11 protein-coding genes and 2 tRNA genes are annotated in these 12,104 nt (G+C 62.6%); 5 read left to right on the top strand and 8 right to left on the bottom strand.

The features are described from left to right. Window positions 1–234: 234 nt before the first annotated feature. From RFM98_RS01445 to RFM98_RS01420, 6 genes are all read right to left on the bottom strand, one after another. On the bottom strand, window positions 235–3,018 hold the full coding sequence (locus tag RFM98_RS01445) for a valine--tRNA ligase (RefSeq protein WP_320307166.1): 2,784 nt from the start codon (window positions 3,016–3,018) through the stop codon (window positions 235–237). Between the two features lie 214 nt (window positions 3,019–3,232). Beyond that, on the bottom strand, window positions 3,233–4,072 hold the full coding sequence (locus RFM98_RS01440) for a PopZ family protein (RefSeq protein WP_320307165.1): 840 nt from the start codon (window positions 4,070–4,072) through the stop codon (window positions 3,233–3,235). 264 nt (window positions 4,073–4,336) lie between these two features. Next, complete coding sequence (locus tag RFM98_RS01435) at window positions 4,337–5,719, bottom strand: TolC family outer membrane protein (protein ID WP_320307164.1); 1,383 nt, start codon at window positions 5,717–5,719, stop codon at window positions 4,337–4,339. A gap of 183 nt (window positions 5,720–5,902) precedes the next feature. Beyond that, complete coding sequence (locus RFM98_RS01430) at window positions 5,903–6,577, bottom strand: protein-L-isoaspartate O-methyltransferase family protein (protein ID WP_320307163.1); 675 nt, start codon at window positions 6,575–6,577, stop codon at window positions 5,903–5,905. A gap of 92 nt (window positions 6,578–6,669) precedes the next feature. Continuing rightward, window positions 6,670–6,743: transfer RNA gene (locus RFM98_RS01425), tRNA-Cys, on the bottom strand. Between the two features lie 170 nt (window positions 6,744–6,913). Continuing rightward, a complete protein-coding gene (locus RFM98_RS01420; RefSeq protein ID WP_320307162.1) occupies window positions 6,914–7,177 on the bottom strand; it encodes a hypothetical protein in 264 nt (87 codons plus the stop codon). A gap of 214 nt (window positions 7,178–7,391) precedes the next feature. Here RFM98_RS01420 and RFM98_RS01415 point away from each other — a divergent pair. Then, window positions 7,392–7,466: transfer RNA gene (locus tag RFM98_RS01415), tRNA-Asn, on the top strand. A 109-nt stretch (window positions 7,467–7,575) separates the two neighbouring features. Here RFM98_RS01415 and RFM98_RS01410 read toward each other — a convergent pair. Continuing rightward, the gene (locus RFM98_RS01410; protein WP_320307161.1) at window positions 7,576–7,839 is read right to left on the bottom strand and encodes a hypothetical protein; all 264 of its coding nucleotides are present in this window, start codon (window positions 7,837–7,839) and stop codon (window positions 7,576–7,578) included. A gap of 287 nt (window positions 7,840–8,126) precedes the next feature. Here RFM98_RS01410 and RFM98_RS01405 point away from each other — a divergent pair, with 287 nt between their 5' ends. From RFM98_RS01405 to RFM98_RS01390, 4 genes are all read left to right on the top strand, one after another. Further along, entirely contained in the window at window positions 8,127–8,318 is a 192-nt protein-coding gene (locus RFM98_RS01405; protein WP_320307160.1) for a hypothetical protein, read from the top strand. A 445-nt stretch (window positions 8,319–8,763) separates the two neighbouring features. Then, window positions 8,764–8,949 (top strand): hypothetical protein, encoded by a 186-nt coding sequence (locus RFM98_RS01400; protein WP_320307159.1) that lies wholly within the window; start codon window positions 8,764–8,766, stop codon window positions 8,947–8,949. 189 nt (window positions 8,950–9,138) lie between these two features. Further along, window positions 9,139–10,215, top strand: a complete 1,077-nt coding sequence (locus RFM98_RS01395) for a pyridoxal phosphate-dependent aminotransferase (protein ID WP_320307158.1) — start codon at window positions 9,139–9,141, stop codon at window positions 10,213–10,215. A gap of 27 nt (window positions 10,216–10,242) precedes the next feature. After that, on the top strand, window positions 10,243–11,160 hold the full coding sequence (locus RFM98_RS01390) for an allantoinase PuuE (protein WP_320307157.1): 918 nt from the start codon (window positions 10,243–10,245) through the stop codon (window positions 11,158–11,160). A 25-nt stretch (window positions 11,161–11,185) separates the two neighbouring features. Here RFM98_RS01390 and RFM98_RS01385 read toward each other — a convergent pair whose 3' ends face one another. Further along, window positions 11,186–12,088, bottom strand: coding sequence for an SMP-30/gluconolactonase/LRE family protein (locus tag RFM98_RS01385; RefSeq protein WP_320307156.1), 903 nt, complete (start codon window positions 12,086–12,088; stop codon window positions 11,186–11,188). Window positions 12,089–12,104: the final 16 nt, after the last annotated feature.

Raw genomic sequence — 12,104 nt, 5'->3', positions numbered from 1 at the left:
CTCGGCGCCGCAATTGACGGCCAAATTGCGCCAACCGATCGGAAAAACCTGAAGAAACCACCCAAAACAGGGCAAAAACAGCCGATTTTAGGGCTGAAAGGCCCAATTGTTACATTATGGCAACAATGGGGCGCAAACTTTCCGTTTACGTCAAAATTAACGTAGCGGAACGCCTGTTTTCGAGGCAGCTAACGTACCGGAAAGCGCCTCTCCGGCGAGGGCGAATCTCGCCGCTCAGCCGGCGTCGCGGACCCGGCTCAAAGCCACCGAAAGCTTCTCCTGCGCCTCGCGATATTCGGCGAGTTTCTCGCGCTCGGCCTCGACCACTTCTTCCGGCGCGTTGGCGACGAACTTCTCGTTGGAAAGCTTCTTGTGCAGGCGGGCGATCTCTTCGGTGACCTTCGCCAGTTCCTTCTGCAGCCGCGCGGCCTCGGCCTGGAGGTCGATCAGGCTGCCGAGCGGCAGGCTCACCGTCGCCTCGTTGAGCACGATCTGGGCCGAACCCTTGGGCGGCGCATCGGCGAGCGCGATATCGCCGACGCGCGCCAGCCGCTTGATCGCCTGGGCGTGACGCTCCAGCCGCTCTTGCGTGAGGGTGTTGGCGCCGATCACCATCAGCGGCGCGATCGCCGCCGGCGGCACGTTCATTTCAGAGCGCACCGAGCGGATGCCCGAGACAAGGTCGACCAGCCAGTTGATGTCGGCGGCGGCCTCTTCGTCCTCGAAGTCGGGCGACGGCCAGGCGGCATGGCAAAGCAACGAGGAGCGCTCCTTGCCCTCGCCCGCGGTCTGCGCCCACAACTCCTCGGTCATGAACGGCATCATCGGATGTAGGAGCTTGTAGATCTCGTCGAGCACGAAGGCGACGCAGGCCCGGCTCTCGGCCTTGGCGGCCTCGTCCGTGCCCATGAACACCGGCTTCAACAGTTCCAGATACCAGTCGCAGAACAGGTTCCAGACGAAGCGGTAGGCAGCAGTCGCCGCCTCGTTGAAGCGGTAGCTGGTGATGCCTTCGGTGACCGCGTCCGCCGCCCGCGTCAGTTCCGTCAGGATCCAGCGGTTGACCGGCAGCTTGGCGTCGTTCAGCCAGAAATCGTCGTTGCGCGCGACCTCGTTCATCTCGGCAAAGCGCGTCGCGTTCCACAGCTTGGTGCCGAAATTGCGGTAGCCGGCGATGCGCGCCGGATCGAGCTTCACGTCGCGTCCCTGCGCCGCCATCACGGTCAGCGTGAAGCGCAGGGCGTCGGCGCCGTATTCGTCGATCAGGTCGAGCGGATCGATGACGTTGCCTTTCGACTTCGACATCTTCTGCCCGTTCTTGTCGCGCACCAGCGCGTGCACATAGACGGTGTGGAACGGCTCCTCGCGCATGAAGTGCAGGCCCATCATCATCATGCGGGCGACCCAGAAGAAGATGATGTCGAAGCCGGTCACCAGCACGTCGGTCTGGTAATAGGTCTTGAGCTCCGGTGTATGGTCGGGCCAGCCGAGCGTCGAGAACGGCCACAGCGCCGAGGAGAACCAGGTGTCGAGCACGTCCTCGTCGCGAGTCAGGATCTCGCCCGGCTGAAAATTCTCGAGCTTGTCCTCGACCCAGGCCTTCCACGGCCCTTCCAGCGCCAGATAGTATTCAATTGCCGCAGCGAGTGCCTCTTCCTCGGTCTTTTCGACGAAGACACGCCCATCCGGCCCGTACCAGGCCGGGATCTGGTGGCCCCACCAGAGCTGGCGCGAAATGCACCAGGGCTGGATGTTCTCCATCCAGTCGAAATAGGTCTTTTCCCAGTTCTTCGGCACGAAGTTGGTACGGCCATCGCGCACCGAGGCGATCGCCGGCTTGGCCAGCTCCGCCGCATTGGCATACCACTGCTCGGTCAGGAACGGCTCGATCGGCACGCCGCCGCGGTCGCCATGCGGCACGGCGTGCCGGTGCGGCTCGACCTTGTCGAGGAACCCGCCCGCTTCCATCAGATCGACGATCTTCTTGCGCGCGGCGAAACGGTCGAGCCCGTCGAGCTCGTCCCAGACGGCCTGGCGCTCCGGCGTGGCCTCGAGGCCGGCGAGGAAGTCCTCATTGTCCTTCAGCTTGATGGCCGCTTCGACCGTCAGGATATTGATCGCCGGCAGCTTGTGGCGCTTGCCGACCTCGAAATCGTTGAAGTCGTGCGCCGGCGTGATCTTGACCGCGCCGGACCCTTTTTCAGGATCGGAATACTCGTCGGCGACGATCGGTATCTTGCGGCCGACGATCGGCAGCACGACGTTGCGGCCGACCAGATCGGCGAAGCGCTCGTCATCCGGATGCACGGCCACGGCCGTGTCGCCGAGCATCGTCTCGGGACGCGTCGTGGCGACCGTGATGAAGGTCTTCGGGTTCTGCGGGTCGAACGCCTCGCCTTCGATCGGATAGCGGAAGTGCCAGAGATTGCCGTTGACCTCGTGCTGCTCGACCTCGAGGTCGGAAATGGCAGTGAGCAGCTTCGGGTCCCAGTTCACAAGGCGCTTGTCCTTGTAGATGAGGCCTTCCTTGTAGAGCGTGACGAAGACTTCCAGCACAGCCTTGGACAGGCCTTCGTCCATGGTGAAACGTTCGCGCGACCAGTCGGCCGAAGCGCCGAGCCGCTTCAGCTGGTTGAAGATCGCGCCGCCGGATTCGGCCTTCCACTCCCAGACTTTTTCGATGAACTGTTCACGCGTGAGGTCGCGGCGGTGGATCTGCTTTTCCATGAGCTGGCGCTCGACCACCATCTGCGTGGCGATGCCGGCGTGATCCATGCCGGGCTGCCAAAGCACGTTCTTGCCGCGCATGCGCTCGAAGCGCACGAGAACGTCCTGCAGCGTGTTGTTGAGCGCATGCCCCATATGCAGCGAACCGGTGACGTTCGGCGGCGGGATGACGATGGTGAAGGCTTCCGCCCCCTCCTCCGCGCCGGCGCCGGCCCGGAAGGCATCGGCCTCTTCCCAGATTTTGGCGATCTTCGGCTCGACGGTTTTGGCGTCGTAGGTCTTTTCAAGCATGGAGGAAGTCCGAACTGTCGGGAACAAGCGTCCGGTGTAAATCGGAAGGTCTTGGCCGAGTCAACCGCGAGAGCAGCGATCACTCCCACAGATAGGCCTGCCCGCGACCAGCGGCAATGCCGGCCGGGCGGGACGGCAGCGCTCCCCCTAAGCAGCCTCAAACAAAAAAGCACCGCCCCGAGGCGGTGCTTGTCGGCCTGCGTGTTGCGGCAGCTTACTGCGCCCCGCGCGCCACGCGCTCGATCTCCTCGCGCACCAGCCTTTCGACCAGCGTCGGCAGGTTGTTGTCGAGCCAATCCTGCAGCATCGGCCGCAGCATCTCCTCGGCCATGTCATCGAAGCTCTTCTTGCCACGGCTGGCAAAAGCGTCGGAAAGCTCGCCGAAGGCAGCGGCAACCTGTCTGCCCGTATGCTCGGAAAGGATCGTTGGTCGAGCCGGCTGAGCCTCCGGTGCGGATGCCTGGGAAGCGCCGGCATGCGCAGAAGCGTCCGCCGTCGGCTCTTCCTTCTCGATCTCGGGCTTCTCGATCTCGACCCACGGCGCAGCTTCCGGGGCCCGGACGGCCGGTTTGGCGGTGACCGTGCCGCCTCCGGCCGCTGCGATTTCGCGCCGCCAATCGGCGACAATGGTTTCGGCGGCCTGTGGCGTGTTTGCCGCGGCCGGCTTGCTCGCGGCCGCCGGCGCGCTCGGCTCGACGGCGCTCCTGTCACCGACCTCCGCCAGGGTCGCCGGCGCTGCCTTCACCGGCTCGGGGCGAGCATCGGCGCGCGCAAGCACCGGATCGGTCGCTGCAAGCTGCGCCTGGACTTCCGCCAGCGTCAACGGCTTGCGGGGGCCGGCGTCGGCATGCAATTCGGAACGAAAGGCGTCGACCTCGACATTTGGCACGGTAGCTGGGGGCACGGTAACCGCGGCCGGTTCCAGATCCTGGCGCAGCTCACCGGCTTCGGCCGGCTGCTTGCGCCCGGTGTCGCTGTCTTCGATGATCCTTCGGATGGAAGCCAGTATCTCTTCCATGGAAGGTTCGCGCTGCGCGCTGCTTGCCGTCGCCATCGTCACATCCGCCGCCCTAGTGACCTGTTCAAGAACTTGACCTGTTCAAGAACTTGAGCTGTTCAAGAATTCCGTTCCTGCCCGGGCCGGAATTCGAATCAATACCGACAGCGTAACCGACCGATCGCGATCCGAGAATCCCCAATCTGGGGACTCCTTGGATTTCAACAGATTAGGCGGCTTGGAGCCCTGGAGCCAGGCAGAAAGGCAAACGCCGCGCATCCATCGGATACGCGGCGTTTGTCGCAAGCGCGGTGTCGGATATCAGCGCCCGTCAGGCGTGCGCAGGCCGTACCACTTGTCCTTGACGGCGTTGTAATGCTCTTCCGGCCTGTACTTGGTGACCGCAAGGCCCAGCCGATCAACCGACAGGTGTCCCATCGCCGACAGGATGGCGTAGCTCGCCACGACCACGTCGCGTTCGGAACTCGCCTGGTTGATCTTGGCGGTGATGACGGCGTTCTGTGCGTTCAACACGTCCAGCGTGGTGCGCTGGCCGACATTGCGCTCCTCGATGACGCCGTTGAGCGCCAGTTGCGCTGCGTCGATAACCTGCCTGTTGGCATCCACGCTTTCGCGTGCGGCGACATATTGCGTCCAGGCCGAGACCACGGCCTGGCGCACCTGATCACGGCTGACGTCGACCTGGATGCGAGCCTGGCTGAGCGATTCCTTATCTTGCCGCACAATCGCCGAGGTCCGGCCGCCCGAATAGATCGGAATGGTCAGCGTGGCGCCGATATTGGCCGAAGTCGAGCTGCCGTTGGGGCGGCTGGCCGAAGCAGGCGAGGAATGGCTGTAGTTGTCCGAAATGCCTGCCGAGGCAGTCACCTGCGGCAGCAACGCGCCTTCCGAGGATTTCACCGAAAACGCCGCGGCGTCGACGAGATGCTGGGTCGAAAGGATCGCCGGATGCTCAGCCGAAGCCACAGCCAGCGCGGAATCGAGATTCCCCGGCAACAGCCTGGCCAACGGCGAGGCCGCCTTGAGCTTGCCGGGTTCATCGCCGACGATCTGATGATAGGTCGCAGCGCTCGCCAGCGCCGTCGCGCGGGCGGCGCTCAACTGCGCCACGGCGGTTGCGCGTGAGGCATCGGCCTGGGCGACGTCGGTGCGGGTGCCCTCGCCAACCTCGAAACGTGAACGGGCAGCGCGCGCCTGCTCGGTCAGGAACTGCAGGTTCTGTGCGGTCAGCGCGGCGACCTGGCGGTCGCGAATCACATCCATATAGGCGCTCGCCGCGTTGAACAGGATGTTCTCTTCGGTGTTGCGCAGGCTTTCGACCGAAGCCTTCACCTGCGATTCGGCGGCGGCGACGTTGTTCTTGGTCTGAAAGCCATCGAACAGCGTCTGGTTGATCTGAATACCGAAGCTGCCGGTGGTCAGGTTTTGGGTGGTGCCCTGAATATGTGTGCTTGTGTAGTCGATGCTGCTCGAACCAGTGACGGTCGGGCGCCAGCCCGACTTGGCGATGGCCACGCCCTCATCGGTGACGCGCACGCCAGCGCGGGCGGCGTTGAGCTGCGAGTTGTACTGATAGGCTTTGGCGAGAGCGCCCGTGATGGTTTCGGCCGATGCGGCTAGCGGCGACAGCGCGGTCGCGGAGACGAGCGTCGCTGCTAAAATGGTCTTACGTACAAACGGCACGTTATTTCCCTCATTCGTTTTGCATGGGAACCACGCCACGTCGGCCTACCCTTACGGATCGGCCAGCGCCGCGTTGTTTATCGTTCCCCCGCTGACTGCCTCCCGAACTTTCGGTCAACCGATCAGCAACGATTGTCAGGCGCAAGCGATCATGACAGCGCCTTCGCTGCAAGGCAAAAACGCTCAGAATTCAAACGCGTGGGCACGTTCGAAGCCCGGTAGTGGCTTAATTGCCGCATTAAAGGCCCGCCTTCCGGTTACAACCCCTCCTGCCTTGAAAAACAGCCGGGCTACCCCAGAGTTGCCTTGCCCTTCGACCACAACCAGGCGTCCTTCTTCCGCAAGCTGGTCGAGCAATGCCGGCGGCACTTCCTCGGCGCTGCCGCCGATGAAGATGACGTTATAAGGCCCGTTGGCGGCGTGCCCTTGCGGCAGCGGCCCGGTCACCACCGTGACGTTCTGGCAGCCAAGGCTGGCAAGCGTGGATTTGGCGGCCTCCGCCAGCGCGGGATCGCTCTCCAGCGCGACGACGGAACGCGCGAGCCGGGACAGCAATGCGGCGGAATATCCGGAGCCGCAACCGACATCGAGCACCGAATCACCGGCGTCGATTTCAGCCAGCTGCAAAAGCTTTGCGAGCGGCGACGGCTCCATCAGATAACGCGCGCCGCCGCCATTGGCGCCGTCCGCGATGCGGATGTCCTCGTCGATATAGGCAAGATCCTGCTGCCCGGCGCCGACAAAGGCCTCGCGCGGGATGCTCAGCATCGCTTCGATGAGCGGCGCGCTGGTCACATCGGTGGTGCGGACCTGGCCGTCGACCATCTTCACGCGGCGTTCGGAGAAATCAGCGTTCATGTCCCAACAATCCGCTCCCCGCGCCAAACGCGCGGCTCAACTTCAACTGGAACCCCCGCTCCAGCACGACAGCGCTGGAGCCCGCAAGCATCTGGAGGCCTCGCCCGGAATCGAACCGGGGTGCAAGGATTTGCAGTCCTCTGCGTAACCACTCCGCCACGAGGCCTCGCATGCTCCCGGCGTTCCGAGCGACCTCATTATGTTGGCGCTCAAAGGTCGTCAAGCGCCAGCGCGTCATTCCCGACGCTTTCGCATGCGGCGGCCAAAGTGGTGGTTCAATCGGTTGTGAGGGGTCGGGGAACGCTCTGGCGGAGCCGCCGGGCCGCCGCCGCAGGCTCATCGGTCGGGACGCCGCCGGCGTTCCCACCAGACGACGAATCGCCGCCGATGGCGCCGGATCATCGCGAATTCATAGGACAGCACCAGGAGCCCGAGCGGAATCATCCAGAAACCGAGTATCGGCAGAAAACCCAGAATTCCGCCAAGGGTGAGCAGCATGCCAATCACGATTCGCAAGCCGCGCGAGCGTGGCATCGCGAATTCGCGGCCGAAGATCGAAATCTTGCGCGCCGGGGCGCTGTCATCGTCAGCTGCCGTCATTCAAAACCAAATCCCATCTGATGGCGAAGCCATACCAAAAAAGGCGATAGCCGACAGCTTTGTTCCGTGCCGGTGTGAAGCCGTTCATATGTGGGCATGCCGAAACGATGCCACAAATAGCCGCATTAAAAACTGGAGAAAAATTGCAAATTGCTTCTTTGCAAAGGTGAAAGGTGTTTGCTATAGGCTGCGCCACTCACGTTAGAGCCTCCGTTCCCCGGTAGCTCAGTGGTAGAGCAACCGGCTGTTAACCGGTTGGTCGCTGGTTCGAATCCGGCCCGGGGAGCCAAGTCTTTCAAGCACTTAGCTTGTAACGACCTGCAGCCAAATTCCTGGCAAATTTCGTTCTGGGCTACATCTGCGGCTACAAATGAAACGGCCCGGAGCCGAAGCCGCCGTCAATAGCCAGTTCGGATCCAGGGATTGGTGTCGTACCCTAAGTGCGGATGGTCCAGGAAATTTGCGGCCCCATTTGACGGTCGCGCAACAACGGTGCCCGTCGATTTGCAATCCAGTTTCGGGGTCGTCTTGTTCCTAGCCTTAAGATGCGCTGCGGAACACGAGGTCGCAGCCTGAGCGGTGGCAACCTTTTTCTTCTCTTTCGCAACGGCTGCTCCGGTGGCGGCCAATACGATTGCTATGCCAAAGATGATGAGTTTCATGGAAAACGCCCTCACCCGAAATGGTTGCGCCTAGTTTACATCGGGCAATGATGGGTTTCATCATCGATTAGAATGACGAGGCAGTCGCATAACCATCGAGGCCCGCGAACGAAAAGGCCCGGAAGCCGAAGCCGCCGGACCTGTCGTTTCGCAAGCGTAATAATATTACAAGTCGCTGTAGCTCTCGCATTCGCGCTCGTAGTCGCCTTCTGGCAAGGGAACAGTTTCCGGTCCTCGCGAGTTTCTACGCAGGCGGACGCGTCCCCGATTTGAAAGCGGTCATTGTCATGCAGCAGATCGACGACACCAAAAAGCTGGCGAAGCACCTCGATGAAAGGGAGCGGCAAAGCCTGATCCGTGTCAAGGAAACCCAGGAACTCATCGAGAAGAACCGCCGGAACATCGAGCGGTCCCGTGAACTGTCTTCCAGGCTCTTGGCAGGGCTAGCAACCGGACTTGAGAAAGCTGTGCGTGAGTAGGGTTTAAGGACAAGGCGTCCAGCCCTTTCCCAGCGGGTGAGGCTATAATCCTCATCGGCTGACACGCGATCCCGCGGAAAACAAGCTTCGTTGAAGCCGAACTGGATGATTCGGCGTCCGAAACCGCTAGGTTTCGCCTGACACGACGAACGACAGCGCGATTAGATCGTCAACCTCGATGCTACCGGTCCGTCAACTTGGTTTCCAAGACTTTCGATTGTTCGATCATAAGGGCGCGCCAGTCCTACCGCCATTGGGGAATGCTGGACATGAATGAACCAACCGCGCCGAGGTTTTGGAACTAGGACTTGCGCGTTGGCTGGACAGGCCTCAGTCCCGGTCGGCCCGAGGCCGATGTCGGGCATAGCTAACTTATATTAGCAGACGCTTGTATCTCTTGATCCGCAGGCAGATAATATCGATCGGGCATTTGAGGGACTGTCCGATGCGTTGGCCCTTGGTCGTCATCGCGCTCATTATTGGCTTCATTGTCTGGGACCGCTTCGAGAACGACGGCACCTATACCGCCGAAGTCGAGCGGAGTTTCCGTGACGCATCCTTGGACATGCCGGGTGGCGGCGGGTGGAAGCCACCTATAATCACCTTCAACCGGGATATGCTGAGGCATTGAACCAGGGGGCAAAGTGTGGAGCGGCCGCGTCGCGAGGAGTTGCTGCAGAACTGCCGCTATCCCACCCAAATGGGCCAAATTCCCATAGCCATTGTGCCGGCGAATTTTGCTTTGCGGCTTGGCCGCCCTGCCTTAGCCTCCTTGTTAGCAAAACCTCGCCGACAAAGTTGATAGCCGGACCTGCATGCCGTGCCCCTGAAAGCCACCGCCCATATCGAGGCCATGTCCGCTTTCGCGCTGGCGAATTTCGGTGGCTATGACCGGCCGACATTGGCCCAAAATGAGAGCGCTTTCCCGCCTAGCCCAAGCGCCATCGAGGCCGGCCGGGACGCCGTGGCGCGCAGCCACCTTTATCCCGACCCGGACTGGACAGTGCTGCGCGATGCCATCGCCAGGGCCTATGGGGTCGAGCGTGACCTTATCCTGTGCGGCGCGGGCTCGATGGAACTGATCGCCTGCACCATCGCGGCCTTCGCCGGTCCCGGCGCGGAAGTGCTGGGCACGGACTATGCCTATAATTTTGCCGCCTCGGCGGCCGCGCGCGTCGGGGCCACCTACGTCAAGGCCGCGGAGCGCGACTATGAGGTCTCGATCGACGCCGTCCTGACGGCGGTCACGCCGGCGACGCGCATCGTCTTCGTCTGCAATCCGGGCAACCCGACCGGTACGCGCATCCATAACGCCGAACTGCTGCGCCTGCGCGCAGCGCTTCCAGGGGACGTTCTTCTGCTGATCGATCAGGCCTATGGCGAATTCGACGACCAGGATCCGCAAGCAATCTTTGCGCTTGCCGGGCGCGGCGACACCGTCGTCCTGCGCACCTTGTCCAAGGCTTACGGACTGGCCGGCGCGCGCATCGGCTGGGGGCTCTTTGCGCCCCCAATCGCCGCCGAAGTGCGCAAGATGCAAAATTCCAACCAGGTCTCGACCGCAAGCCTCGCCATGGCTGTCGCGGCCATCGAGGACCAGGCCTATATGCGCGAGACCGTAACGCACACCGCAGACATTCGCGACCGCTTCGCGCAAGGCTTGAAAGCGGCCGGATACGAAGTTGCCGAGAGCCGGACGAATTTCGTGCTGGTCCGCTTTGCCGACGCGGCGGCAGCGGCGGCAGCCGACCACGCCCTGCGCGGTGCCGACATCATCGTGCGCGGCCTCTCCGGTTACGGCCTCACCGACTGCCTGCGCATGACGGTCGGGCAGCAGGACGTCATGGACCGCACGCTACGTGTCCTGACCGCCATGCGCGGCCGGCAATCCTGGTAAAGGCTTCACCCGAGGGGATTTCAAGACGTGACGTCAGATACGCCGTATTTGCCTGCCCGCGATTTCATCGGCTATGGCGAGCGGCCCCCAGAGGCCGAGTGGCCCGGCGGCGCGAAGCTGGCGCTCAACATCGTCGTCAACTACGAGGAAGGCGCGGAATACTCGATCGGCGAAGGCGACAGTGTTTCCGAAGCGATCCTGTCCGACCTTGCCGTGTCGCCGGCCGTGCCCGGCTTGCGCAACCGCAACATGGAATCGCTCTATGAATACGGTTCGCGCGTCGGCGTCTGGCGGCTCATCTCGCTGTTCCAGGACAAGGGCGTCATCCCCACCTTTTACGTCGTCGGGCGCGCGCTGGAGCTCAATCCGGCAGCGGGCAAGGCGATCGCCGCACTTGGCAGCGACATCGTCTGCCACGGCTGGCGCTGGATCGACTACGCGCCGCTCAGCGAAGAGGAAGAGCGCCAGCATATCGCCATGACGGTGGATACGGTGCGGAAGATCACCGGCATCGATCCGCTCGGCTGGTACACCGGCCGGCCAAGCCTCAACACGAGAAGGCTGGTGGCCGAGCATGGCGGCTTCCTGTTCGACTGCGACGACTACAATGACGACCTGCCCTATTTCGTCGATGTCGGTGCAAAGCGGCATCTGGTCGTGCCGCACAGCTTCGACAACAACGACAGCCGATTCTCGCGCGGCTCCGGCCTGGAGACCGGCGGCCAGTTCTTCGACTATGTCAGCGACGGCGTCGACTGGCTGCTGAAGGAAGGCCGGACGAACCCGCGCATGATGACCGTGTCGCTGCATTGCCGGCTGGCGGCGCGTCCCGGCCGCATGATCGGCCTGGAACGCTTCCTCGACAAGATCACCGCCCATCCCGACATCTGGGTCTGCCGGCGCTCCGACCTCGCCCGCCACTGGCTGGGCCGGTTCGGCGGCTGAGCCGCCGCCGGGCCGCGGGCGAACCTCACTTGTTCGGAACCTCGTAGACCTTGCCGTGCCAAGGTGCTGCGTCAATCTGATCGAGCGCCATCACGTAAAGCACCTTCTCGTCCGGCCCGAAGGCGAAGTTCGGCATCGATGGCGACGGCACGGAAAGCGTGCGCAAAAGCTTGGCGTCCTTGTCGACGACGATGATCTTGCCCGGCGCATCGAGCGAGCGCGGGCTCTGGCCGATATACATCTCGCCCGCCTTGTCCATCTTGATCCCATCGGGCCAGATATGTGGCTGGTTCGGGAAGAGATCGTCGAGCCGCAGGAAGACGCGGCGGTTCAACAGGCTGTGGTCGGGCTGGACGTCGAATTCGATGATCCTGTTGTCCTCGGTCTCGACCAGATAGAGGACCTTCCCGTCATTCGACATGACGAGGCCATTGGCATTGTGCAGGTCGCCGGCGACCTTCTTCACGCTGCCGTCCTTGCCGATGTAGTAGGCCGAAGCATCGATCAGCGGGCCGCCCTTGCCCGAGCCGGTGAAATAGACGCCGCCGTCCTTGTCGGGCGCAAAATCGTTCGGTCCGCTGAACGGCTTGCCGTCCGTGTCCTTGTCATAGGCCGGCAGCGTCTTGCCGTCGGCCGAGATGCGGCCGATCGTGTTGTTGTCATAGCAGGTGACGAGAAATTCGCCGGTCGTCGTCGGCAGCACGGCCGATGGGCCGCAGCCATCCATCTTCCAGAAGATGTCGTTCTTCTTACCGTCCCAGGTGGTGACCGTGCCGCGGCCATATTCGACGTAAAAGAGCTTGTCCTGATACCAGATCGGGCCTTCGGCGAACCAGGCATCGTCATTGACGACCTTGATGTCCGCCGCTTGCGCGGAGGAGGTGAGGACCAGGGCAAACATGGTGCCCAGCAGATGCCGTCTGATCATGCGATTCCCCTTTTTG

It is taken from the genome of Mesorhizobium australafricanum, from assembly GCF_033977265.1.
In the GTDB taxonomy this organism is placed as follows: domain Bacteria; phylum Pseudomonadota; class Alphaproteobacteria; order Rhizobiales; family Rhizobiaceae; genus Mesorhizobium; species Mesorhizobium australafricanum.
Note: the sequence above shows the minus strand (reverse complement) of the source record. Positions and strands in the feature narration are given on the sequence as shown.

What these genes read in the sequence shown, in the direction of transcription:
- RFM98_RS01445 (WP_320307166.1), bottom strand. Translation starts at nt 3,018, where the DNA reads ATGCTTGAAAAGACCTACGACGCCAAAACCGTCGAGCCGAAGATCGCC.
- RFM98_RS01400 (WP_320307159.1), top strand. Translation starts at nt 8,764, where the DNA reads ATGCGTTGGCCCTTGGTCGTCATCGCGCTCATTATTGGCTTCATTGTC.
- RFM98_RS01420 (WP_320307162.1), bottom strand. Translation starts at nt 7,177, where the DNA reads ATGACGGCAGCTGACGATGACAGCGCCCCGGCGCGCAAGATTTCGATC.
- RFM98_RS01440 (WP_320307165.1), bottom strand. Translation starts at nt 4,072, where the DNA reads ATGGCGACGGCAAGCAGCGCGCAGCGCGAACCTTCCATGGAAGAGATA.
- RFM98_RS01405 (WP_320307160.1), top strand. Translation starts at nt 8,127, where the DNA reads ATGCAGCAGATCGACGACACCAAAAAGCTGGCGAAGCACCTCGATGAA.
- RFM98_RS01410 (WP_320307161.1), bottom strand. Translation starts at nt 7,839, where the DNA reads ATGAAACTCATCATCTTTGGCATAGCAATCGTATTGGCCGCCACCGGA.
- RFM98_RS01385 (WP_320307156.1), bottom strand. Translation starts at nt 12,088, where the DNA reads ATGATCAGACGGCATCTGCTGGGCACCATGTTTGCCCTGGTCCTCACC.
- RFM98_RS01430 (WP_320307163.1), bottom strand. Translation starts at nt 6,577, where the DNA reads ATGAACGCTGATTTCTCCGAACGCCGCGTGAAGATGGTCGACGGCCAG.